24 protein-coding genes and 3 tRNA genes are annotated in these 23,884 nt (G+C 56.4%); 9 read left to right on the top strand and 18 right to left on the bottom strand.

Translation table 11 applies throughout. The annotated features are described in order from the left end of the window. Positions 1–24 precede the first annotated feature (24 nt). The gene (gene ttcA / locus ABD827_RS04935) at positions 25–993 is read left to right on the top strand and encodes a tRNA 2-thiocytidine(32) synthetase TtcA (RefSeq protein WP_298722643.1); all 969 of its coding nucleotides are present in this window, start codon (positions 25–27) and stop codon (positions 991–993) included. 243 nt (positions 994–1,236) lie between these two features. Here the strand turns inward: ttcA and ABD827_RS04940 are convergent, their stop codons facing one another. The 10 genes from ABD827_RS04940 to thrS all read right to left on the bottom strand — a co-directional run bounded on the left by ABD827_RS04940 (position 1,237) and on the right by thrS (position 10,608). Beyond that, complete coding sequence (locus tag ABD827_RS04940; protein WP_344962908.1) at positions 1,237–1,848, bottom strand: DUF2987 domain-containing protein; 612 nt, start codon at positions 1,846–1,848, stop codon at positions 1,237–1,239. Then, positions 1,845–2,600, bottom strand: coding sequence for a DUF2189 domain-containing protein (locus tag ABD827_RS04945; protein WP_344962910.1), 756 nt, complete (start codon positions 2,598–2,600; stop codon positions 1,845–1,847). The genes ABD827_RS04940 and ABD827_RS04945 overlap by 4 nt, the downstream gene beginning before the upstream one ends. Positions 2,601–2,807: 207 nt before the next feature. After that, on the bottom strand, positions 2,808–3,524 hold the full coding sequence (gene cobB / locus ABD827_RS04950; protein WP_344962912.1) for a Sir2 family NAD+-dependent deacetylase: 717 nt from the start codon (positions 3,522–3,524) through the stop codon (positions 2,808–2,810). Positions 3,525–3,644: 120 nt separating this feature from the next. Then, positions 3,645–3,950 (bottom strand): integration host factor subunit alpha, encoded by a 306-nt coding sequence (locus tag ABD827_RS04955; protein WP_298722653.1) that lies wholly within the window; start codon positions 3,948–3,950, stop codon positions 3,645–3,647. 1 nt (position 3,951) lies between these two features. Then, the gene (gene pheT, locus ABD827_RS04960; protein WP_344962914.1) at positions 3,952–6,339 is read right to left on the bottom strand and encodes a phenylalanine--tRNA ligase subunit beta; all 2,388 of its coding nucleotides are present in this window, start codon (positions 6,337–6,339) and stop codon (positions 3,952–3,954) included. Positions 6,340–6,354: 15 nt separating this feature from the next. Beyond that, positions 6,355–7,338 (bottom strand): phenylalanine--tRNA ligase subunit alpha, encoded by a 984-nt coding sequence (pheS, locus tag ABD827_RS04965; RefSeq protein WP_298722662.1) that lies wholly within the window; start codon positions 7,336–7,338, stop codon positions 6,355–6,357. Positions 7,339–7,493: 155 nt separating this feature from the next. Then, entirely contained in the window at positions 7,494–7,850 is a 357-nt protein-coding gene (gene rplT, locus ABD827_RS04970; protein WP_071474079.1) for a 50S ribosomal protein L20, read from the bottom strand. Positions 7,851–7,864: 14 nt separating this feature from the next. Next, positions 7,865–8,059 carry a 50S ribosomal protein L35 gene (gene rpmI, locus ABD827_RS04975; protein ID WP_298722666.1) on the bottom strand — a complete coding sequence of 65 codons (195 nt, stop codon included), beginning with the start codon at positions 8,057–8,059 and terminating at the stop codon, positions 7,865–7,867. 75 nt (positions 8,060–8,134) lie between these two features. Continuing rightward, positions 8,135–8,677 (bottom strand): translation initiation factor IF-3, encoded by a 543-nt coding sequence (gene infC, locus ABD827_RS04980; protein ID WP_298722689.1) that lies wholly within the window; start codon positions 8,675–8,677, stop codon positions 8,135–8,137. Continuing rightward, on the bottom strand, positions 8,674–10,608 hold the full coding sequence (gene thrS / locus ABD827_RS04985; protein WP_344962918.1) for a threonine--tRNA ligase: 1,935 nt from the start codon (positions 10,606–10,608) through the stop codon (positions 8,674–8,676). The genes infC and thrS overlap by 4 nt, the downstream gene beginning before the upstream one ends. Before the next feature lie 335 nt (positions 10,609–10,943). Here thrS and ABD827_RS04990 point away from each other — a divergent pair, with 335 nt between their 5' ends. From ABD827_RS04990 to ABD827_RS05000, 3 genes are read left to right on the top strand one after another with little or no spacing between them, the layout of a single operon-like run. Then, a complete protein-coding gene (locus ABD827_RS04990; RefSeq protein ID WP_344962920.1) occupies positions 10,944–11,807 on the top strand; it encodes a fructosamine kinase family protein in 864 nt (287 codons plus the stop codon). Positions 11,808–11,815: 8 nt separating this feature from the next. Beyond that, positions 11,816–12,562 (top strand): pteridine reductase, encoded by a 747-nt coding sequence (locus ABD827_RS04995; RefSeq protein WP_344962922.1) that lies wholly within the window; start codon positions 11,816–11,818, stop codon positions 12,560–12,562. A 27-nt stretch (positions 12,563–12,589) separates the two neighbouring features. Further along, positions 12,590–12,793, top strand: coding sequence for a CPXCG motif-containing cysteine-rich protein (locus tag ABD827_RS05000; protein WP_298722677.1), 204 nt, complete (start codon positions 12,590–12,592; stop codon positions 12,791–12,793). A 44-nt stretch (positions 12,794–12,837) separates the two neighbouring features. Here ABD827_RS05000 and ABD827_RS05005 read toward each other — a convergent pair whose 3' ends face one another. Continuing rightward, positions 12,838–13,443 (bottom strand): riboflavin synthase subunit alpha, encoded by a 606-nt coding sequence (locus ABD827_RS05005; RefSeq protein ID WP_344962924.1) that lies wholly within the window; start codon positions 13,441–13,443, stop codon positions 12,838–12,840. Positions 13,444–13,603: 160 nt separating this feature from the next. Between ABD827_RS05005 and ABD827_RS05010 the strand changes: the two genes are divergently transcribed. The 5 genes from ABD827_RS05010 (at position 13,604) to ABD827_RS05030 (ending at position 16,387) form a co-directional block, all read left to right on the top strand. Continuing rightward, entirely contained in the window at positions 13,604–14,992 is a 1,389-nt protein-coding gene (locus tag ABD827_RS05010; protein WP_425567965.1) for an MATE family efflux transporter, read from the top strand. Beyond that, on the top strand, positions 14,937–15,971 hold the full coding sequence (locus ABD827_RS05015) for a DUF3080 family protein (protein ID WP_344962926.1): 1,035 nt from the start codon (positions 14,937–14,939) through the stop codon (positions 15,969–15,971). The genes ABD827_RS05010 and ABD827_RS05015 overlap by 56 nt, the downstream gene beginning before the upstream one ends. Positions 15,972–16,062: 91 nt before the next feature. Continuing rightward, positions 16,063–16,139 (top strand) — tRNA-Val (locus ABD827_RS05020). Between the two features lie 47 nt (positions 16,140–16,186). Then, a tRNA-Val gene (locus tag ABD827_RS05025) sits at positions 16,187–16,263 on the top strand. A gap of 47 nt (positions 16,264–16,310) precedes the next feature. Beyond that, a tRNA-Val gene (locus tag ABD827_RS05030) sits at positions 16,311–16,387 on the top strand. A gap of 359 nt (positions 16,388–16,746) precedes the next feature. Here ABD827_RS05030 and ABD827_RS05035 read toward each other — a convergent pair. The 7 genes from ABD827_RS05035 to ABD827_RS05065 all read right to left on the bottom strand — a co-directional run bounded on the left by ABD827_RS05035 (position 16,747) and on the right by ABD827_RS05065 (position 23,705). Beyond that, positions 16,747–17,664: a metallophosphoesterase gene (locus ABD827_RS05035; RefSeq protein WP_344962928.1), complete on the bottom strand. Its 918-nt coding sequence runs from the start codon at positions 17,662–17,664 to the stop codon at positions 16,747–16,749. Between the two features lie 78 nt (positions 17,665–17,742). Continuing rightward, positions 17,743–18,933: a PcfJ domain-containing protein gene (locus ABD827_RS05040; RefSeq protein ID WP_344962930.1), complete on the bottom strand. Its 1,191-nt coding sequence runs from the start codon at positions 18,931–18,933 to the stop codon at positions 17,743–17,745. A gap of 117 nt (positions 18,934–19,050) precedes the next feature. After that, positions 19,051–20,454 carry an FAD/NAD(P)-dependent oxidoreductase gene (locus ABD827_RS05045; RefSeq protein WP_344962932.1) on the bottom strand — a complete coding sequence of 468 codons (1,404 nt, stop codon included), beginning with the start codon at positions 20,452–20,454 and terminating at the stop codon, positions 19,051–19,053. Further along, a complete protein-coding gene (locus ABD827_RS05050) occupies positions 20,441–20,758 on the bottom strand; it encodes a (2Fe-2S)-binding protein (protein ID WP_344962934.1) in 318 nt (105 codons plus the stop codon). The genes ABD827_RS05045 and ABD827_RS05050 overlap by 14 nt, the downstream gene beginning before the upstream one ends. Before the next feature lie 3 nt (positions 20,759–20,761). Continuing rightward, positions 20,762–21,865 (bottom strand): NAD(P)/FAD-dependent oxidoreductase, encoded by a 1,104-nt coding sequence (locus tag ABD827_RS05055; RefSeq protein ID WP_344962936.1) that lies wholly within the window; start codon positions 21,863–21,865, stop codon positions 20,762–20,764. A gap of 32 nt (positions 21,866–21,897) precedes the next feature. Then, the gene (locus tag ABD827_RS05060) at positions 21,898–22,668 is read right to left on the bottom strand and encodes an ABC transporter substrate-binding protein (protein WP_344963013.1); all 771 of its coding nucleotides are present in this window, start codon (positions 22,666–22,668) and stop codon (positions 21,898–21,900) included. A 110-nt stretch (positions 22,669–22,778) separates the two neighbouring features. Continuing rightward, positions 22,779–23,705 (bottom strand): LysR substrate-binding domain-containing protein, encoded by a 927-nt coding sequence (locus tag ABD827_RS05065; RefSeq protein ID WP_344962938.1) that lies wholly within the window; start codon positions 23,703–23,705, stop codon positions 22,779–22,781. Positions 23,706–23,884: the final 179 nt, after the last annotated feature.

Raw genomic sequence — 23,884 nt, forward strand, 5'->3', positions numbered from 1 at the left:
CCCAGTTTTTTTGCCGGGGTTACCATGACCGAACAAGCCACTTCCGAACCAATCAATGCGGCTCACACAGAGTCAGTTCAAACTGCCAAGCAGGTATACAACTTCAACAAGCTGTACAAGCGACTGCGCCGAAATGTGGGCGAAGCCATTGCCGATTTCAACATGATTGAAGACGGTGATCGGGTCATGGTGTGTCTGTCCGGTGGCAAGGACAGTTATGCCATGCTCGATATTCTGCTCAACATGAAAGCCCATGCGCCGATCCATTTCGACATTATCGCGGTGAACCTGGATCAGAAACAACCGGGCTTTCCCGAGCATGTGCTGCCCGCCTACCTGGATGAACTGGGGGTGGAATACAGAATAGTGGAAGAAGACACCTACTCCATCGTGATGGACAAGGTGCCGGAAGGCAAAACCACCTGCTCGCTGTGCTCCCGGCTGCGCCGGGGTATTCTGTATCGCACCGCCACCGAGCTGGGGGCCACCAAAATTGCGCTTGGCCATCACCGAGACGACATTCTCGAAACCCTGTTGCTGAACATGTTCTATGGCGGCACCATGAAGTCGATGCCGCCCAAGCTGGTCAGCGATAACGGCAAGCATGTGGTGATCCGCCCGTTGGCTTACTGTAAAGAAAAAGATCTGGTGCGCTTTGCCGAGGCAAAAGCATTCCCGATCATTCCCTGTAATCTGTGTGGCTCGCAGGAAAATCTGCAACGCCAGGCCATCAAGAACATGCTGCAGGATTGGGACAAACGTTTCCCCGGCCGTATCGAAAGCATGTTCCGTTCGCTGCAGAATCTGGTGCCTTCTCATCTTTTGGATCATCAGCAGTTCGACTTCAAGAGCATCAACAGCGATTCGGGCGTGATCGACGGCGGCGACATTGGTTTCGACAAGCCGGAGGTGGCGCCGCGTTTTATCGATGCAGACGAGGAAGACACCGCGTCGGCACCGGGCGAGCGGCTCGATATCATCGAAGTGAAATAACGATGTAATATGAAGTAACAAAAAAGGCGCTACGGCGCCTTTTTTATTGGTGATGCTGAACGGTAAGAGCAGGATTTTATCCTGCCAGGTCTCTTATTTTACCGAGGCTATATTTTAGCGTGCAGATACTTATGTCGCCATAATGTAAAAGCCGGATTAACCTGCTACTGCATGTCTTTTTGTAACCAGTGAGTTGGACCACTACAACGACCTGAGCCCCCCTCACCTTCTGCTACTCACGGTTTAAAACCAGGGCGTGACCCGCACTGCCGGCAAGGACTGGCTGCGCTCGCCAGCCAGTTCGGCCTTGTTCAACTGTTGCTGTTCCAGGCCGTTCAGGCGTTGCCCCGGCTCGGCCGGATGCAGCTTGATGCCCTGCAGTTCCGGCACAAAGTATCTTCCCGGCCAACCGGCCATCTTCTGCAGCAGACGATACATTTCATCTTCTACCTGGCGCAGTTGTGCCATGGACACCTCGCCGCCGGCCAGGTTGGCCTGAATCTGAATGGAGATATCACACTGTGCGGTATCGGTGACTTCGAGTTCAACCAGCGCCTTGTCCAGATCCAGTTGCTTGTCGTAGGGCAGTACAAACTGGCCGTGGGGAAGTACCTTAACCTCACTCTTGAGGGTGTCGTCCACCCGAACCATGCCGGTTTCTATGTTACAGAGCCCCTGCCCGTCGGCGCGACTCAGATAAAAACCGAGCTCGGCGTACTCCACCTTGGCCTTTTCTACCTTGGCCATGTATTTGTAAAACCCGCTGTAACCGAGGCTCAACGGTGTCGCCTGCGCCGTCGTCGTGATAATGGTGGCAGTCAGGGCCAGCGCGGTAATGATAAAAGAGAACTTCATGCGTCAAAACGATCCTTGGGGGTATGAAAAGAAGGAGCCTGGCTATCCGGTAACCCTTCAACGCCACAGACTTCCCGGTAGAGAATGCCTTTCACCACGATATACAGAGGAGCAACCCAGACCAGACCGATGCCGAAGGTCAATACCGCGCCCATGAACAGTAACATCATCATCAAATGGATAGACAGCAGCACCAGCCACTGGCGGGCAAACAGCCGCAGCGAGGTGGTAATGGCCTGTACCGGACTCAGGCCCTTTTCCAGGATCAACGGAAAGGTGAACATCAGCGCCACGCTCAGGATCAGCGTGGGCAGCATCGACAGCATGGGCGGCAGTCCCAGGCTCTGCCCCAGAGGCAGAAACAGGCTGCTGATAATACCCATGATCATACTGGCCAGGGCCAGGGGCAACAGATAGCGGAAGTAGTCGAAGATCTGATTCGGGCGTATGGGTCTGTCTACGGATCTGTGCACCCCCATCATGTCCAGGCCACCACTCATCGGCGCCATGATCATCGAAATCAGCAAGCCCAGCAGGCTAAGGCTCCATGAGGTTTCTTCGCCCTCGCCGCTTACCGTTACCAGTAACTGGTTCAACAGCAGCCAGCAGCCGACCACACCGACGGTGGCCAGCAGTATCGGCATCTTGGCGCCCTGAATACGCTGCCAGGCCTCCTGAAAAATAGCCTTGGGAGTCAGCGTAAAGCCCTGCTCCAGCGATTGTTGCAGCCGGGCAAATCGTGGTTGGTTCATAATGCGGTCTCTTACTTGAAGTGGTGCCATTATAACGAAGTAAGCAGGCCGAGGCAGTAGCGCCAAGCCATTATTAAAAATGGGGAATCCGCTAAACATAAAAATCCCGCTGAACGCGGGATTTTTATGTTGCTGATTTTTGTGATCATTCCCATCAGGCCGGGTTAGGTGCCCAACAGGTCTTCTCCGGGGGAGAATCTACCCTGGCTACTTTTGGGCACCGAGCAGTTCGTCCACATAGTCGGCCACTTTCCGGGTAGCCGGCCCGTAGCGGTGCTCGTCAAAATGATTGTTGACCTGACTGGGCTCCAGATTGATCTCTATGGTGTGGGCGTTATGCATCGCCGCTTCATGCACCAGACCGGCGGCGGGATAAACATTGCCGGAGGTGCCGATGGCGATAAACAGACTGGCCTCGCTCAGGGCATGGTAAATGCGATCCAGCAACAGCGGCATTTCGCCAAACCACACCACATGTGGTCGCAGCGGCTCGGGAAACTGGCAGCAGTGGCATAGATCCGTGGTGTGTAACGGCCCCGTCCAGTCGATGGTCTGATTGGAGTGTGGGCAACGGGCCTTGAGCAACTCGCCATGCATGTGCAATACGGTGTTGCTGCCGGCTCTTTCGTGCAGGTCATCGATATTCTGGGTGACCACGGTAACTTGTCCCGGCCATTCGGCTTCCAATCTGGCCAGGGCAAAATGAGCGGCATTGGGATTAACGGTCTGCAACAGCGTTCTGCGGGCATTGTAAAAACGATGCACCAGCTCGGGATCACGCTGGTAGCCTTCGGGAGTAGCGACATCCTCGATGTGATGTTCTTCCCACAGGCCGTCACTGGCTCTGAAGGTTCTGATGCCCGACTCGGCCGAGATGCCGGCACCGGTGAGAATAACGATATTGCCTTTGCGCACTGTCCGCATACCTTCGCTTGATGATCCTGTGCCTAGGCTAACAGCATAAGCTCCCGTCGGCCAATGCGGCCTTAGTCTAAAATTCGGCAGCAGAGACAAAAAAGCCAGGCTCTCGGCCTGGCTTGGTTCTTATTCTGAATCGTCGAGCTGTGGTACGGTTTCTACCCTGGCCTTGAGCTTCTGGCCGGGCCGAAAGGTCACTACCCGCCGGGCCGATATGGGAATGTCTTCTCCGGTTTTGGGATTGCGTCCGGGACGCTCACCCTTGTTGCGCAACTCGAAGTTGCCGAAACCGGAAATCTTGACCTGTTCACCTTGTTCCAGAGCAGCGCGAATCTCTTCGAAAAACGCCTCCACCATGTCTTTGGCATCACGCTTGGTCATGCCAAGTTCGGTGAACAGATGCTCTGCTATGTCGGCCTTGGTTAACGCCATATCAATCCCTCAAGGAAGCACTAAACTCGTCGGAAAGTGCCGAGACAATTCGCGCCACGGTATCGGCAATTTCCTTTTCTTCCAAAGTCCTGTGGGTATCCTGCAACACCAAGCTGAGCGCCAGGCTCTTCTTGTCGTCGGCAATGCCCTGCCCTTGGTATACATCAAACAAGTTTAATCCAACCAATTGATCTCCGCCAACTTTCCTAACTAAATCAAGGATATCGCCGGCGGCTACCGATTGATCAACCACCAGCGCCAAATCACGGCGGTTGGCGGGGAAGCGAGAGACCTCTACCGCTTCCGGCACCCGGCGTCCGGTGAGTGCCGAAAGTTCGACTTCAAATACATAGGCTTGTGACTTCAGACCCAGCTTGCGCAGCAGACTGGGGTGCACGGCGCCGAGCAGACCGACCTGACGGCCCTGTTGCAGCAATGCCGCCGACTGGCCCGGGTGCAGGGCACCGGTATCGGTACGGGCAAAGGAGAAGCTAGACTCATTGGCACTCAGGGCCAACAGGCTTTCGACATCGCCCTTGAGGTCGAAGAAGTCCACGCCCTTGCCGGCCATGTCCCAGTGCTCGTCGACCACCGGGCCCAGCAAGAGACCGGCCAGCACCGGCGTCTGACGCACGGCGTTTTCTGCGTGCTGGTCCGGCACAAAGGTCAGGCCCTGCTCAAACAGACGCAGCCGTGATTGCTGACGGTTCTGGTTGTAAACCGCCGCCTGGATCAGCCCGGTCCACAGCGAGACCCGCATGGCGGACATGTCGGCGGCGATGGGGTTGGGCAATATCATGGTGTCGACGCCCGGGAACAGATGCTGCTGCTGAGCGGGATCCACGAAGCTGTAGGTAATGGCTTCCTGATAACCCAGGTCGACCAGCGCATCTTTCAGTCGGTTCAGGGGCAGTCTGGCTTCCTGATGGCGAGACATGGTCAGGCCGGCCACCGGGGCCACATCGGGAATATTGTTGTAGCCGTAGATGCGGGCCACTTCTTCCACCAGATCTTCTTCGATGCCGATGTCGAAACGATAGCTCGGTACCACCACCTGCCAGCCATCGGCGGTAGTGGTGACATCCAGGCCCAGACGAGCCAGCATGTCGGTTACCTGGGCGGCGTCGATGTCGATACCAATCAGGCGATTCAGCCTGGCATGTCGCAGGGTCACGGTATTGGCCCGGGGCAGTTCCGACTCGGCCGCGGCTTCCACCACGGGACCGGCTTCCCCGCCACAGATTTCCAGTAACAGCGCAGTCGCCCGCTCCATGACCTTGTGCTGCAGCCGGTAGTCGACGCCACGTTCGAAACGGTGGGATGAGTCGGTATGCAGGCCATAGCTGCGTGCACGGCCGGTAATGGCCAGCGGGCTGAAGAAGGCGCATTCCAGCAGCACATCGCGAGTGGTCTCGGTCACGCCGGTGGCTTCACCGCCGAAGATGCCGGCCATGGCAATCGCCTGCTGTTGGTCGGCAATCACCAGGGTGTCGCTGTTCAGGCTGACGGTGTTGCCGTCGAGCAGGGTCAGTTTTTCGTCCTGCTCTGCCATGCGTACGCTAACGGCACCGTTAAGGGTCGCCAGGTCGAAGGCATGCATCGGCTGGCCCCACTCCAGCAGCACGAAGTTGGTGATGTCTACCACCGGATCTATGCTGCGAATGCCGCTGCGGCGCAGTTTTTCCTGCATCCACATGGGGGTGCTGGCCTTGACATCGATATTCTTGACCACGCGACCGAGGTAACGAGGGCAGGCCGCCGGGGCGTTCAGTTCGATACTGACCTGGTCATCGATGGTGGCGGTGACCGCCGGGATCTCGGGCCAGTTCACATCCTGCCGGTTGAGTACGCCCACTTCCCGAGCCAGACCGGCCATGCTCAGGCAGTCGGCGCGGTTGGGGGTCAGATCCACTTCGATGGTGACATCGTTCAGGGACAGATATTCACGCACCGGAGTACCCACAGGGGCGTCGGCCGGCAATTCGATGATGCCGCTGGAGTCCAGCTCGATGCCCAGCTCGCCGTAAGAGCACAGCATGCCGTGCGACGGTTGGCCGCGCAGCTTGGCTTTCTTGATCTTGAAGTCACCGGGCAGCACGGCACCGACCACCGCCACCGCCACTTTCAGGCCCTGGCGACAGTTGGGCGCGCCGCAGACGATGTCGAGCAGCTCGTCACCGCCGACGTTGATTTTGGTCACCCGCAGCTTGTCCGCATCCGGGTGCTGGCCACATTCAACCACTTCACCCACTATTACCTGGCTGAAGTCGCCGGCAACCGGCTCTATGCCATCCACTTCCAGCCCGGCCATGGTAATTTGCTCGGCAAGAGCCTCGGCGTTGAGGCCGGTGTTGACCCATTCATCCAGCCATGATTTTGAAAATTTCATTATTGCTCCTGCCGCTTACCGGAATTGCTTGAGAAAACGCAGATCATTTTCGAAGAAGGCGCGCAAGTCGTTCACGCCATAACGCAGCATGGTGAGACGCTCGACCCCCATGCCGAAGGCGAAGCCGCTGTAACGCTCGGGATCGATACCCACCGAACGCAGTACATTGGGATGCACCATGCCGCAGCCCAGCACTTCCAGCCATTTGCCGTTCTTGCCCATCACATCCACTTCGGCGCTGGGCTCGGTGAACGGGAAATAGGAGGGCCGGAAGCGGATTTGCAGGTCTTCTTCGAAAAAGTTGTTCAGAAAATCGTGCAGCACCCCTTTCAGCTGGGTAAAGCTGACGTTTTCGTCGACCAGCAAGCCTTCCACCTGATGGAACATAGGGGTGTGGGTCTGATCGTAATCGTTACGATAGACGCGACCCGGTGAGATGATGCGGATCGGCGGCTGTTGCTGTTCCATGGTGCGGATTTGCACGCCGGAAGTCTGGGTGCGCAGCATCAGCTTGGGGTTGAAGTAGAAGGTGTCGTGATCGGCGCGGGCCGGATGATGCGCCGGAATGTTCAGGGCATCGAAATTGTGGAAATCGTCTTCGATTTCCGGCCCTTCGGCCACCTGAAAGCCCAGTTCGCCGAAAAATGACTCGATACGCTTGATGGTGCGGCTGACCGGATGAAGACCACCGGCAGACTGACGGCGGCCCGGCAGGGTAATGTCCAGGGTTTCACTGGCCAGCTTCTGGTTCAACTCGGCCAGCTGCAGCGCTTCACGCTTGGTGTTGATGGCGTTGCTGACGGCCTGTTTGGCCTGGTTGATAATCTGGCCGGCAGCGGGGCGCTCTTCGGCAGACAGCTTGCCCAGGGCCTTGGACTGCTCGGTAAAGAAGCCCTTTTTACCCAGATAGTGTACCCGGATGTCATCCAGTTCGGCGGCGTTGGCGGCAGCCTGGATCTCCGCCTGTGCTTTGACGATCACGTCTTCCAGCTGATCCATGTATTCCTCGTTACTTGCCCGCTTGATGCAGACACTGAATAATTTGAAAGGTCTTGATAATAAAGGATATGTCTCGTTCCTGCCACCTCTGAGCCTGGCAAGGAGCAACAAAAAAGGAGGCCGGAGCCTCCTTTTTTATTTATCGTCTAAGCGACTTAAACCAGGGCTTCTTTTGCTTTGGCAACCAAAGCGGTGAAGGTGGTCTTGTCGTGTACGGCGATGTCAGCCAGGATCTTGCGATCGATTTCAACAGAGGCTTTTTTCAGGCCATTGATGAAGCGGCTGTATGACAGACCGTTCTGACGGCTTGCCGCGTTGATACGGGCAATCCACAGCTGACGGAACTGACGTTTTTTCTGACGACGGTCACGGTAAGCATATTGACCGGCTTTGGTTACTGCCTGTACCGCTACGCGATAGACGCGTGAACGAGCACCGTAATAACCTTTGGCCTGTTTCAGTACTTTCTTGTGACGAGCGCGTGCAGTCACACCACGTTTAACTCTTGGCATTATTCACTATCCTCTTAAGCAGTCGGCAACATGGATTTGATCTGGGCAACGTCAGACGCCGCTACCAGACACTTACCGCGCAGCTGACGCTTACGCTTGGTGCTTTTCTTGGTGAGGATGTGACGCAGGTGGGCTTGCTTGCGCTTAAAGCCACTCGCTGTTTTCTTAAAGCGCTTTGCAGCGCCTTTGTTTGACTTCATCTTCGGCATAACAACTCCGCATTGTTAATAACAACAAACAGACAAGGCGAGCCGGATAACCATTACCCGGCTACTTGTAAAACCTTACTGTTTTTTCTTCGGGGCAAGCACCATGACGGCCTGACGCCCTTCCAGCTTGGGAAAGGCCTCGACCACGGCCAATTCGTCCAGATCCGTTTTGATACGGTTGAGCAAATCGAAACCGAGCTCTTGGTGCGCCATTTCACGACCGCGAAAACGCAGCGTGACCTTGGCTTTGTTGCCCTCTTCTAAAAAGCGAACCAGGTTGCGTAGTTTTACCTGGTAGTCGCCATCATCGGTACCGGGTCGGAATTTGATTTCCTTGACCTGGATTTGTTTCTGCTTTTTCTTTTGTTCCTTGGTCGCCTTGCTCTTCTCGTAGAGGAACTTGCCGTAGTCCATCAGGCGGCAGACGGGCGGCTCGGCATTGGGACTGATTTCCACCAGGTCTACACCTGCAGTGGCTGCAGTTTCGAGAGCCTCAGCAATGGAGACCACACCCATGGGTTCGCCTTCCAGGCCGACTAATCGAACTTCTGGCAGTCGGATTTCTTCATTCAGTCGATTGCGAGGAGCTGGTTTGCTCCCTCTTTTAGCGCCTTTTATAACCTATCCTCCACTGTTTTCTTACCGCGAGTATGGATTTCCTGCTGTATCAGCGAGGTCAGCTCTTCTACGTTGAATACGCCGAGATCCTGTCCTTTCCGGGTACGAACCGCTACTTTGCCGGCTTCGACTTCTTTGTCGCCGCAAACCAGCATGAAAGGTACCCGCTTCAGGGTATGCTCGCGGATTTTAAAGCCTATTTTCTCATTTCTCAAGTCCGCTTTGGCCCGAATGCCAACATTATTCAGGCTGTTAGCCAGATTGAGAGCGTAATCGGCCTGATTATCGGTAATATTGAGCACCACTACCTGATTGGGAGCCAGCCAGGTCGGGAACAGACCGGCGTACTCTTCAATCAGAATACCGATAAAGCGCTCGATTGACCCTAGGATAGCACGATGAATCATCACCGGCACGTGACGTTCGTTGTCTTCGCCCACATAGCTGGCACCGAGTCGACCCGGCAGGGCGAAATCGAGCTGAACGGTACCACACTGCCAGGCCCGGTTAAGACAGTCATGCAGGGTAAATTCGATTTTCGGGCCGTAGAAAGCCCCCTCGCCCGGTTGCAGATCATAGTCGATACCGGCGGCCTTGAGCGCCTGCTCCAACGCCAGTTCGGCCTGATCCCAGACTTCGTCACTGCCGATACGCTGTTCGGGACGGGTCGAGAGCTTGACCGCGATGTTGCTGAAACCGAAGGTTTCGTAAGTGTCGTAGACCATCTGAATACAGGCGGACACCTCCTGCTGAATTTGCGCTTCGGTACAGAAGATATGCGCGTCGTCCTGGGTAAAGCCCCGCACCCGCATCAGGCCGTGCAGGGCGCCGCTCGGCTCGTTACGATGGCAGCAGCCAAATTCGGCCATGCGTAGCGGTAAATCGCGGTAGGACTTCAGGCCCTGATTGAAGATCTGCACGTGACCCGGGCAGTTCATCGGCTTGATGGCATAGTCCCGGCTTTCGGAATGGGTCGTGAACATATGATCCGCGTACTTGTCCCAGTGGCCGGATTTTTCCCACAGCACCCGATCCATCATGAAGGGACCCTTCACTTCTTCGTACTGATATTCACGCAGCTTGTCGCGTACAAACTGTTCCAGCTCGCGGAAGATGGTCCAGCCGTCGTTGTGCCAGAACACCATGCCCGGCGCTTCTTCCTGCATGTGATAGAGATCGAGCTGCTTGCCTATTTTACGGTGATCCCGCTTGGCGGCCTCTTCCAGCTGCAACAGATAACCCTTGAGTGCCTTCTTGTCGGCCCAGGCGGTACCGTAGATGCGTTGCAGCATCTTGTTCTTGGCGTCGCCGCGCCAGTAGGCACCGGAGACCTTCTGCAGTTTGAAGTGCTGGCAAAAGCGCATGTTGGGCACGTGAGGACCACGACACATGTCGACATATTCGTCGTGGTGATAGAGGCCGGGTCTGTCGTCCTGACTGACATTCTGCTCAAGAATTTCAATCTTGTAAGGTTCATGTCGCGCGGCAAAGGTGTCACGCGCTTCCTGCCAGCTGACCTTTTTCTTGATGACGGCATACTCGGTCTTGGCCAGTTGCAGCATGCGGGCTTCGAGCTTCTCGATGTCTTCTTCGGTCAATACGTGGTCGAGGTCGACGTCGTAATAAAAGCCGTTGTCGATCACCGGACCTATCGCCATCTTGGTCTGCGGCCACAGCTGCTTGATGGCATGACCCAGCAGGTGGGCACAGGAATGACGGAGAATATCCAGACCATCCTGATCCTTGGCGGTAATGATGGCCAGTTTGGCGTCGTTGGTTATCAGCTCACAGGCGTCTACCAACTGACCGTCGATACGCCCGGCGATACAGGCCTTGGCCAGGCCGGGGCCGATATCCTGGGCCACCTCGAGTACGGAAACGGCTTGTTCGAAATGGCGTTGGCTGCCATCGGGAAGAGTAATTGTCGGCATGAAATGTCCTTAACAGTGGTGCACCCTACCAAAGCGCACATGTAGTGTATGAAAATGAACCTATTTAATGAAAAGCTTCACGACTGCATCAACCATCTGGCGTACTCTGCCAGTCCGGCGCGCCCGGGGATGCGAACACAGCCCGGCGGCACAGGTTGAAAGCCACAGACCTTAGCAGAATTGCTCTTTTTCTGCCATGACCGCACCATTATTACGCTGTCCCGCCCCGTGTGATGACCTTCACTTACTGTTCGGCCTGGATTTTTATCCCGGTGGACTTGGGTGCCTGGGTCCTGGCCTATACTGTGGGCAAACCCAGCCCCGGCGGAGGTATTATGTGGCAGGTGATCGCGCATCAGATTGCAGAAGCAACCGGCAAAGATTTTATCATTTGCGAGAAAAAGCCGCTCTCCGGTGGCGATATTCATCAGGCGTTCCGGATTTCGGACGGCCGGCACAGTTATTTCGTCAAGCTGAACGACAAGGAACGGGTGGATATGTTTCGGGGCGAGTGGAACGGCCTGGACCATTTACGACGCAGCCAGACGGTGACCATTCCTCGGCCTATTTGCAGTGGTACCACCGCCGCCACCAGTTTTCTGGTGCTGGAATACCTGTCTTTCGGTGATGCGGAGGAAGAAGACTGGTATATGTTCGGCCGTCAGTTGGCTCAGCTGCATCAGAGCCAGCATCAGCCGATGTACGGTTGGGATGAAGACAACTTTCTCGGTTTGTCGGTACAACCCAATAGCTGGCATAAAAAATGGGCCATGTTCTTTGCCGAGCAACGCATCGGTTGGCAGTTGAAGTTGCTGGAAGAGAAAAATATCCGGCTGGGAGCCATTGAAGAAATCATCGGCGGCATCAAGTTGCATCTTATCCATCACCAGCCCCGGGCTTCACTGCTGCATGGCGATCTCTGGCGGGGCAATGTCGCCTTTTGCGATCACGTGGGGGTGGTGTTTGATCCGGCAAGCTATTTTGGTGACCGAGAAACCGATATTGCCATGACAGAGCTGTTTGGCCAGTTCCCTCAGGTCTTTTATCAAGGCTACAATAGAGTCTGGCCGCTGGAAGCGGGTTACAGGGAGCGGCGAGATATTTACAATCTCTACCATTTGCTTAACCATGTTAATCATTTCGGCGAGCCATATCTCGCTCAGGCCAAAGAGAGCCTGTATCGTATTATTGCCAGTTAGGAGACGCTATGCCGCAACCTGTGGTGTTGATCACCGGTGCCGCCAAACGCATTGGTGCCGAAATAAGCCGCCATTTGCATCAGCAGGGATATCGACTGGTGCTGCATTATCACCGTAGTGAGGCGCTGGCCACCGCCCTGATGCAGGAACTGAACAGTAAACGCCCAGACAGCGTTTGTCTGTTATGCCAGGACTTGACCCGACTCGATGAATTGAGCGCCATGGCCGACCGAGCCTTGAACTGCTTCGGCCGCCTCGATGGTTTGATCAACAATGCCTCCAGCTTTTATCCCACCCCTTTCGGTGAAGGTACACCGGCACAATGGCTGGATTTGTCGGCTACCAATGCGGCCGCCCCTTACTTTTTGAGTCAGGCATTGGTACCGGCATTAAGAGACAGCCGGGGCTCTATCATTAATATGGTGGATATTCATGCAGAAAAAGGGCTGAAAGATCATCTGTTATACACCATGGCGAAAAATGCCCTCGCCACTCTGACTCGGGGACTGGCGGAAGAGCTGGCTCCCTTGATTCGGGTCAACGGCATCGCACCCGGGGCCATTATCTGGCCGGCTCATGCCTTGACCGAGCAACAGAAACAGCAAGTATTGGCATCCATTCCGATGGCTCGACTGGGTGAGCCGAGCGAAATTGCCGAGACGGTCGCCTTTCTATTGGCGGGACCGCGTTACCTGACCGGGCAGATTATCGCCCTCGATGGCGGACGTTCCAGCCGAGGGTTAGCCGAAGCCTGAATTGAAACCGACATAAGGAAACACCCGATGCGAGACTATTTTGAGCAAAACATCCTCTGCCCTCACTGTGGTCATCATACTCGCATCGTGGTTGATGCGTCCGAAGGCGATCAGGATTACTACGAAGACTGCATGGCGTGTTGTAACGCCATGCACATTGTTGTTAAACGTAATGAATTAAGCGATAACGTTGAGCTTAGCGTTGATGCCGATGATGAGCAGTATTTCTGACCGTGTTTTGTAAATGCAACGCATTGTATGTTGGCATAATAATGTTAACGCGTTGCCATCACCCGCTCTACCGTATCCACAATCGCCTGGGTTTGCGGATCAATCTCTATATTAATCAACCAGCCCGGCTCGATATGGCCCAGATTGGTACGCGCCAGGGTTTCCGGTATCAAATGCACCGCAAAGCGGTCTGCTCGCACTTCTCCCAATGTCAGGCTGATACCGTCGATGCCGATATACCCCTTGGTAAAAACGTATTTGGCAAGGGAGGCCGGCAGCGCAAACCACAAGGTGGTATTGGTTGGTGTCACGAGCCGCTCCAACAGCTCACTCTGTGCCATGATGTGGCCGGACATGGCATGGCCGCCTATCTCGTCACCAAAACGTGCCGCTCGTTCCAGGTTGACGCTATCACCAACCGTTAACCGACCCAGATTGGTCACCCGCAGGGTTTCCTGCATTAAATCAAACGCAATGCGGTCACCATCAATGGCGGTTGCCGTCAGACAACAACCGTTGTGAGCCACAGAGGCACCGAGCTCCAGGCCCGCGAGCATGGTCGGTGGCAGTTGAACAAGGTGGGTGCGAAAGTCCTGTTTTTCTATGATATCAAGCAGTGTGCCCTGCCCTTGTACTATTCCGGTAAACATGGTTTTTTCCAGCTAAATCGTCAGTTGAAGATAGTGGGAATATGCCTTCATCAAGGTTATATTCCCAGGCATTGTCGATATTCCATCTACTTTCCACTCTTTATCGGTTGGCGAACCCCGCTTTCGACAGCCTAATCCTCTTACAGCAAGCGAGAACACCATGGCCATAAAGCCTTATATTGCCGAAATTCCCCGTTTGTTACGACTGTGCGGTCCCATCATGGTGGCGCAGGTCGCGCAAACGACGATGAGCTTTGTCGATACCCTGATGGCCGGTCAGGTCAGTGCCACCGATCTGGCCGCGGTGGCGGTAGCCACCAGTTTCTGGCTGCCGCTGATCCTGCAGGTACAGGGCGTGATCATGGCGTTGACGCCCATTATATCGCAATTAAATGGCGCTCGTCGTCATGGTGAGGTCGCCGGGGCCGTGCATCAGGGGTTCTGGCTGACCATATTGGTAACAATACCGGCCATGCTGGCCCTGTATTATTCGCCTCAAGCCCTGCACTGGATGGATGTGGAGCCACTGCTGGCCGAAAAAACCACCGGTTACCTGCACGGCATTCTGTGGGGCATGCCCGCCTATGCGCTGTATCAGGTATTGCGTAACTTCAGCGAGGGGCTGTCGCATACTCTGCCCACCATGGTCATCGGCTTTATCGGCCTGGCGATTAACGTGCCGGCCAATTATATCCTGATTCACGGCAAACTGGGCATGCCGGCCCTGGGCGGCGTAGGCTGTGGTTATGCCTCGGCGCTGGTATTCTGGGCCATGCTGGTGGCCATGGTCATCTATACCCGCCGCTCTCCCCTGTTGCACTCGTTTAACGTCTTTACGCGCTTGAGTTCCCCCGACTGGCCCCGGATTGGTCGCCTGTTTCGCCTGGGATTTCCCATCGCCATGGCCATTTTTTGCGAAGTGACGCTGTTCACCGTGGTGGCGTTATTGTTGGCACCGTTCGGCTCCGAGGTGGTGGCCGGCCATCAAATTGCCATCAACTTCTCCAGCATGATTTTCATGATTCCCCTGAGTCTGGGAATGGCCATGACCATCCGCGTGGGTCATAGCCTGGGTGAAAACAAGGCAGAGCAGGCCAGAATGATCAGCATTGCCGGTATCGTATTTGGTTGTCTCGTGGCGATACTGACTGCCTTGATGACCGTATGGGGCCGCCACTGGATTGGTGCCCTCTATACCGACAACACTGCCGTGCTGGATCTTGCCGCCAGCTTGTTGTTGCTGGCCTCTTTTTATCAGATTTCCGACTCGGCCCAGGTAATTGCTGCCGCCGCCCTGCGTGGCTACAAGGATACCCAGACCATTTTTTACATAACTTTTGTGGCCTATTGGCTATGCGGCCTGCCGGCGGGCATGGTGCTGGGCCTGACCGACTGGCTGGTGCCGGCGATGGGGCCACACGGTTTCTGGGTTGGTTTTCTGATAGGCTTGTCGGTAGCGGCACTCATGCTGATATGGAGACTACGGGTTATTTATGTACGGGTCGAACATCGTCATCGCGCTGGCTTGCCTCTGGTTGACGGCCTGTAGCCCGGCCAATGAACTGGAAGAGCACTTTCAGACTTATCTGAAGCGGGTTGCCCATGTACTGGAGGTGGAAGAGCCCACCTTGAGTCAGGCGTCGGCCTTGCCGCCGTTACCCCCTCAGCGGGAGTTACAACAACAGCAGCCCAGGATCAGCACCGGGCTGCTTGACGCCCTCAAGCTGGGCCAGTGCGGCTTGCTGACGCTGGTCGGTGAACACAACAGCCCGGTCGGCAAGAGCCAGACCGCCGCCGTTCAGCTGCTTTATCATCTGCAGTTTCAACAAGGCCTGCAACGTTGTCTGGCCAATACCGAGGATGCGGAATTAACCGACTGGCTGCACCAGATAGCCGCCCAAAAGTCACCCTTGTTACCCGGTTATCACTGGAACATGATGGTGGCGGAGCCGGATATTCGCGCGGCTCTCACCCCTCGCCTGCGAACTCTGGCCTTTGAACAGCAAGATGGCTACCAGGAAACGGTCAATGCCTTCAGCCTGTTCGAGCGGCTGCAGTTACAGGCCAAAGGTCAGTCCAGCGTGATGATGCTGACCCCAAAGGAGTTAAACCAGGCGCTGAGTGGGCTTTATCGCAATGACTATCTCGGTCGACTGTTTTATTCCCTGCACAGCGCCGCTCACTACCTCGAGCAGAGCCTGGCTTTTCTGCGACAACTGGAACAATTTGACTGCCGGCGAGGCGGCAAAGTCCGAGCCGAACGGTTGCGCAATGCCATGCAACGCTATTATATCGACGTTATTCAGCGTTATTTCGGCCAAATTGACCGACAGTTTGCACAGCTGGCTCCCTTGCTGCAAAGCACACTGGATCCGCCTTCGGGCAGGCAAACGCAGATGACGATGTATCGCACCCAGTTTGGTGACGGACTGAACAGCGAAATCTATCGTCGCTATCGAACCCTGACCCTGGAGCACGCCCGGCTATGGCAGCGCTTTCTTGAACGGTGCGATATTTCACCGACTTGAGCAATAGTTCCTCATCCGCTTGTTCAATAAGAAAAAAGGCTTGCCCCGCCCACGGCCCTTGGCTAGTATACCGCTCGCTTCAAGACAGTATGCGTCCTTAGCTCAGTTGGTTAGAGCACTACCTTGACATGGTAGGGGTCGGTGGTTCGAATCCACTAGGACGCACCACTTCATTGTGGCTACACCGTGAGACAACACGTTAACATCAACACTCTGCGTCCTTAGCTCAGCTGGTTAGAGCACTACCTTGACATGGTAGGGGTCGGTGGTTCGAATCCACTAGGACGCACCACTTCATTGTGGTTACATCGTGAGACAACACGTTAACATCAACACTCTGCGTCCTTAGCTCAGCTGGTTAGAGCACTACCTTGACATGGTAGGGGTCGGTGGTTCGAATCCACTAGGACGCACCAGATTCCGAAAAAGCGCACTCTAATGAGTGCGCTTTTTTCGTTTAAGACCCCTGCCCTCTCTTTCGGCGATATTCATACCTATCTGTAAAACCAACTGATCTGTTGTCAGGATATCTCTGCAGAAAGATACCGGGTCCGTCATGCTGATACTGAATCCAGTTCAGCATGACGAAGATTCTGTACCGGTATGACCGTGCTTAAAACACCACATTGTTATCGGATATTGACTCCATCTTTAGTCCGATTGGTATTACCTGGTTATCAAGGCAGGAATAATGCGGCTGTTGAGTGAGTTTTTTTATTATGGTCAAACATGTATGTTGGCATAATTTTTTTATACTGCTAATCTGCCATGTCATTCACTCCACCCAGCAAAAGCGTTCGGCGCTCAGGGTCTGCTCCCCACTCCAGCGATAGGCACAAAGCTTGCCACCGTCTTCGGCAGCAACGCTGTAGTCCACACAGGCGATATGCTCGTTAAGCGGAGCCGGTATGCCGGTCAGCCAGTAATGCCCTACAAAGACCGGTTTGTGACCATCGTAGCCCGGTAATATGTCGGCAGGCACAGGTGTGTGGGGTATATGAGCGATAGCCTCTTCCGGCACCATGGCCAGATCCCGGTAGGTGACTGCCTCCCGGTTCCACCATCGGCTACGGATATGACGGCGCGGGCTCCGATCCTTGTCAAAAAATGCATGCCCCCGGGGCAAGGGAATTTCCACCCCCTTTAACAGGGTCTCCAGCGCTTCAAACCCGGCTTCACCCGGTCGGGTCAGCACCGGCCAGGCATGCTCCCGAATCCGCAGCCGTTCATCAATATACGGCGCTATCTTGTGTAATTGCCCGGGATGCCAACAGGCATGCACCACCCTGAATTCCGGCAAATCCAGATATAACGGCAGGCTTTTAAACCAGGCGATGTGTTCCCGGTGCAGCTCGCTGCCCTTTTCTACCTGTTCGAGGTAGAGTTGATGTTGCTCGAAATTTTTCCTGGTGTGAGGTCTCAGGAACTGCCCGTCTTGATCCGGCGTGGCATAAGCCACGGCGTTGAATTCATGGTTGCCCATCACCGCCAACGCCTGGCCGCTCTTCACCATGGCGCGGGCAATCGCCACGGTTTTGCATTGCTCAGGGCCACGGTCGATAAAGTCCCCGAGAAAAATGACTTTTCGTGCGGGATGGCGCCAGCCGTATTCACCTTGCCGATAACCCATTTTGGTGAGCAGGGCTTCCAGCTTGGTGGCATGGCCGTGAATATCACCGACAATATCGTACATGGTTGTCCTTTTCGGTTTTATTACAACACTTGTATGTTGGCATAAGTTAAGCATTCTCAAGATGCCGGCGGCGATATCTCAGCCAATCAATCTCATGTGGGCGCGCTCGTCCGGGTGCAGCCAGTGATGAATGGCGGCTCGGGTCTGCTCGTCCGGTTTCTGGTTGCGCGCCAACGCCACCTGACGTATTACCGGCTCTCCGTTTTGAAACGCCACTTCTATGGTCGCCCGCTGAGGCTGCATTATCCGGTAGATATAGCATTCACCCTTTATGATGTTGTGGACATAACTGGCCACGCAGTGGTGCATCAGCCGTCCTTCTTCCTGCAAATCTTCCATCGTCAGAATCGGATGAATATGCGTATTGCCGGGGACCGGCGGCGGTGGAAACTCCACTTTTCCGTGCACCGCAATTAAACGTTGCCGATTCAGGCGATCGGTCCAGCGGTCGTGCAGTGCCTTGAGCGCTTGCGGGTCTTCGCAACGCTCCAATGCAATTTGGGCGTCGGTCATGCCCAGCAGCCGGGCCACATTGAGCGCATCCTGCCAGCATCGGCCATACCGACGGATCCTCGCCCTCATCGCTTCCGGGGTCAGCTCCTTCGTCAACACCAGCGGTCTGATCAGGCGGCCCTGGAGCAGTTGCGGGAAGTCGGTGGCCACCAGCAAGAGGTTGACCGGAATCTCGGCCCATGTCGTCAGGGGCAGCAACCGTTCTGGCTGGGCCAGCGCCTGGCAAAGCAGACGGTATTCTTTCAGATCGGCCTTGCCCAGCCGTACCCTGCCCAACAGCTTGACAATGGCCTTGCTGCCACTACCGGTCAGGGCCTTGAGGATCTGTCGGCGCGGCTGACTCAGCAACTCATCCACCCTGGCGTTCGGCCATTCCTCCTCACCGCTACCGACCATCAGCAACCAGCACAAATTGGGTGAGTGCGAAAACAGCTCACGGGCATTCCGGCTTCGCGCCAGCCATTGCAGCAACCGGGTCTGTTGGTAATAGTAGGGCTGTACGACCTCCCGCACCGGGGCCGGAATGTCGCCAACGAACCGTCCCAGCGGGCTGTCGGCACCGGCCAGGGCCGCGGCATCGAGCAGGGAAATACCAAAATCACCGTCTTCGGGCTGCCAGCGCCCCTGCTCCCTTCGTTCACAGCCAAGGCCTTGCGCCCAGGAGCGATAGCGAAAATGCGCCGCTATCGGTTCGGATAACTGCACTACAAAATGCCCCTCGGGGGTATATTCCATCTGCTTTGCGTCCAGCCACATACGCCTTCTCCGTCAATCAAGCCTGTCGCTCATCCTGAACATGGCTGGCGATAAAATATGGTCCAGCACAGATAAAGAATACCCGATTGACTACCATCGACAAAGGCCGTGACTGATTTACTCTCGCAAAACCGGTTCCGGAGGCAGATCCAGGCTGGACAGTTCGTCCAGGGTCAGGGGCTTGACCGGGGCACGCAGGCGATAATAGCCCCCTTGCTCGACTTCCTGCCCCTGTAACCTGGCCATCAGCTCCGAAACAATCAGCCCGCACTGACGCCCCTGGCAGGGTCCCATGCCACAACGGGTAAAACTCTTCAGCTGATTGGGCCCCATGCAACCCTGGCTGACGGCGCGGCGAATGTCACCCAGGCTTACCTCCTCGCAGCGACACCCCAGCACCTCATCCTGTGCGGGCAGGCGCAAGGCATCTGAAGGTCTGTAGAGCAGGTCGATAAATCGGCGAAAGGCCGTTTCCCGACGTAGCTGGCGGCGCAAACTGCGGGCATGATGATCTCGATCGGCCTGTGTTTGCCGTCCCAGAGTATGGGCCAACTGCTGTACCGCCAGCCGTCCTTTCAGCGCCGCCGCCACGGCACCGCCTATGCCTCCGCCATCGCCGATAATACGGATATGCGGCTGTGAGCTCTGCCCCCAGGCATCCAGTAGCGGCTGCCAGCACAGTTGCGGCTCATGCCAGTGGTGCTCGCAGCCACTGGCCATGGCCAGGTTCACATTGGGTACCACTCCCTGATGCAGAAACAGCTGTTCGGTATCGAGCTGATGTTGCCGTCCGCCGGCCCGATAGGTCACCCGGCTCAGCACCCCGTCTTCATCGTGGGCGGCAAGCTCGGTGACTCCACGCACGAAGGGGATGCCGGCGGCGCGAATGTCCCGCAGCAGTGTCAGTCCCTTCCACAGGTAGCCCGCCCCGTGCAGGGCGCCGTCGAGGGCGCCAAGGGCCCGGCGATAATTGGCGGCCGGCGTGGTATCCAGCAACGCCTTTACCTTGATTCCGGCCTGCAGATATTGCCATACCACCAGATAGAGCAAGGGCCCACAGCCGGCAAAAACGGCACCGTCGGCGGCCAGTCCCGGGCTTTTCAGCAGAATTTGCGCCGCCCCGGCGGTCATCACCCCAGGCAGGGTCCATCCGGGAATGGGAAAGGGACGCTCCTGAGCGCCGTTGGCGATCATCACCTGGCGCGCCTGTAGCGAGGCGGCCCGACCTTGGTGACTGTAATACACCCGGGCGTCACTCTCGATTTGCCACACCTGGGTGTTCGGCAAATAACGACAGCCGCTGTCGGCAAAGGCGTCGGCCAGGGAGCGACCCGCATCATAGTCGGGCCCCAGAATACCTGGGTCGGCCAGCGAGGGCCGGCCTATGTTGCGGTAAATCTGTCCGCCGACCCGGGGTTGTTCATCCAGCAGCACCGACGTCAGGCCCAGACGTTGCGCCTCGATGGCCGCCGCCATGCCCGCGGGTCCGGCCCCCACAATGGCCAGATCAGCATCCATCATCACCCTCCTCCCACACACCCTGCTCTTTCTGCAGAGGCAAGCGAATGTGCATCTCCGGCCGTACCTCGGTCAGACACCCCTGTCGGTTCGGAATACCGTCTATCTCCACCAGACACTCGAAACAGACCCCCATCATGCAATAAGGACCACGCGGACTGCCGGAAACCGGGCTGGCCCGATTGGCCTTGTACCCCAGCGCCAGCAAGGCGGCGGCCACCGTATAGCCGGAGGGAACCTGCCGGGGTTGCTCATCGACATAAAAGGTCAGCAAGGGGCGCGGTTGCTGACTGACATCCTTGAACATGACTTAGTCCTTGAATCGTTGGGGAGTGAAGGCATCCAGTTCCGGGCTCAAAGCGGGTTCCAGCAGCATCGGCGCCAGCGTCAGGGCATGTGCCGCCGCCAGGGTCACACCGCTGTGCGAGCTGAAGGCATGAACCCGGGGGCCCGGTGTCCGGCTTTGCTCATACACCGGATAACCATCCGGACTCATCACCCTGAGCGCCCCCCAGCCGCGTACGATACGCCGGTGGCGCAAGGCGGGCAGCAGCGAAATGGCCCGCCGGGCCAGCTGGGCCATGACAGCCGGGGTATTGCCGTCATCCAGACCCACCTGCTCGGATGAATCGCCGATCTGGATAGAGCCCTCCCCGGTCTGGCGCAGATAGATGGACGGATAATTCAGCAGCCTGGGCAGACGTTCGGTGATCAACAACTGGCCACGCTGGGGAGTCAGGGGTTGCGACAAGCCGACCATGGGCGCCAGTCGGCAATTGTCGAGCCCCGCCGCCAGCACCAGCTGTTCGGCCCGTATCGGGCCCTGATCCGTATGCAGTACAAAGCCATCCTGCGCTGTCTCTATGCTCAGTACATGATGACGCGGTCGGTAATGGCCGCCCCGGGCCAGAAAACCCGCATGCAGGGCGCGCAGCAGAAACAGCGGGTTAACATGACCGTCGTTGGGCGAGTAGCAGGCACCGGGAATATTGGCGTCGATATGGGGTTCCAGCCTGGCCAGCTGTCGGGCATTGAGAAACTGATATTCGAAGTCTGTACCACTGACGGCGGCTTGTTGCGCCAGCTCGAGGCGATAGGCTTCCAGCTCCGGCTCATCCAGGCAGTAATGAATGCCGCCGCGCTGGCGAAAGTGAACATCGATGCCGGTCAGCTCGATCAGCTCGGCGGCAAAGTCCGGCCACAGCCGGCAGGACTCCAGAGTCCAGCGAGCATAGGCCGGAAAGTCGGCCCCCTTGCCCTGTACCCACAGCAGCCCGAAGTTACCCCGGGCCGCACGCAACCCCTGGTCTCCTTCATCCAGCATCAGCGTCTCTATGCCCTCTCGGGCCAGACCATAGCCCAGCGCCGCGCCCACCATGCCCCCGCCGATAACGACTACCCGGCTATCTTTCATGCTTAGCCACCCTTGATTCAGCCGCCCTTATTTCAGCCACCATAGATATCGAATTCGAAGTACTTGTCCTGGATCTGCTGATAGATACCCTTGCTGCGGATGGCCTTGATGGCGCCATTGAATTTTTCGCGCAACTCGTCATCGCGTTTGCGAACGGCGATGCCCACCCCCTCGCCGAACCATTTTTTGTCGGTAATGAGGGGGCCGGTAAAGTCGAAGTCGTCGCCGTTTTGCTTCTCCAGCAAACCGCTTTCGATGGCGGGAATGTTGTTGAACACCAGATCGACACGACCGGAAATCAGATCCAGAAAGGCGTTTTCCGGAGAGCCGTAACGCTTGATATCCACGCCCTCAAAATTATCGGCGACGTATTTTTCATGGGTGCTGGAGCCCTGTACACCGACCGACTTTCCTTTCAGACCGTCCGGTTCGAAGTTGAACTCGGTGCCTTTTTTCGCCACGAAGCGGGAAGATATCTGATAATACTTGTCGGTAAAGTCGACCTTGAGCCTGCGCTCCTCGGTAATCGACATGGAGGCGACGATGGCATCGAACTTGCGCGCCAGCAGCGAGGGGATCATGCCGTCCCACTCCTGCGTAACCAGAGTGCATTTCACCTGCATCTGTTCGCAAAGGGCGTTGGCCATGTCGATATCAAACCCTTTCAGCTCCCCTTCCGTGGTGGTCCAGCTATAAGGAGGATAGGCGCCCTCTACCGCAATCCGTACCTGTTTCCATTCCTTGGCGGCAACCGGCCCTATGGTCAGCATGGTGGTGGCCGCAGCCAGGGCAATCATCTTCATTTTCATCGTGAACTCCTTGTCATCGGTAACAGACGCTTGTCGGAGTTCAACTTATAGTGCGCCGGCCACCGAACACCAATGCCGTTTGCCGCCCTGGGTATGTTCCCGTGTTATAGGCTGCCGTTCTTCTCATGACGCAGGCTGATCCCAACGGCTTCTGCCTGGCTGAACAGGGAGTCGACAAAGGCACGAGCCAGATCGGAGTTCGGGCGAAAGGCGGGGTAGAGGATCTGGAACCGATAGGGAATACAGGGACGAAACTCGCGGATGACGATGTTCAACCCGCACTGCTGCGCATGCCGGGCGGTGAAGGGATCAACCACCGCCACACCAAGCCCTTCGGCCACCAGAGACGCCGCAACCGAGGCGAAAGAGACCTCAACCACATCCAGACTGTGTATACCGGCCTGCGCAAGCGCCCGATCCAGTGCCTGCTGGGTCGAATCGCTGTTTTCATAGCGGATAAAAGGCATGCCGGACAAATCCGCCGGCGTCAGGCTGGGCATCGCCGCCAGTTCGCTGCCGGCAGGCACAATGCAGACACAATCCCCCCACACCGGAATGGCCGTTACACTGGGACTGGTGATCTCCGTATCGGCAAACCCCAGATCACAAGACTGGATCTCGGTACGCCTGAGCACCTCTTCCGACCGATAGCTCTTCAGCGATGCCTTGAGCCCGGGGGTTTCCCGCATCAATCGCCCCAGAATCGCCGGCAAAAAGCTGTTGGACAGCATGGGAAAGGCCGTAATGTGCAGGCTGCCATGATGCTGCTCGGCAATGTCTCGCGCACTGTGCTCTAGATGTTCCAGCGCCGAGAATGCCTTGCTCACCTCCAGATAGAAGGCCGTGCCCTTGTCGGTGGGTACCAGTCGACCCCGTATGCGCTGAAACAGGGCAAAGCCGAGCTGATGCTCAAGGCTTGCCACCAACCGGCTGATGGCAGGCTGGGTAACATGAATATGAGCCGATGCCGCCATCATGGTGCCAAGCTCATAGACGGCTTTAAAGGCGTTTAGCTGCTGAAACTTTATCATCGAATCCTTTCCTCTTCGTCACTATCACCTGCCCGCTCATGTTGAAGCCGGTCAACAGAACCAAAACACACTGCGCACAACAGGCAGATAACCGAGGTGACATCCTCTTTTCGCCAACTAATGGTGGTATGAAAAAGGGACTGCCATGGCAGTCCCTTTCTGGTCGATTCGATATTAAT

The sequence above is a fragment of the Oceanisphaera sediminis genome (assembly GCF_039539745.1).
Lineage (GTDB): Bacteria > Pseudomonadota > Gammaproteobacteria > Enterobacterales > Aeromonadaceae > Oceanimonas > Oceanimonas sediminis.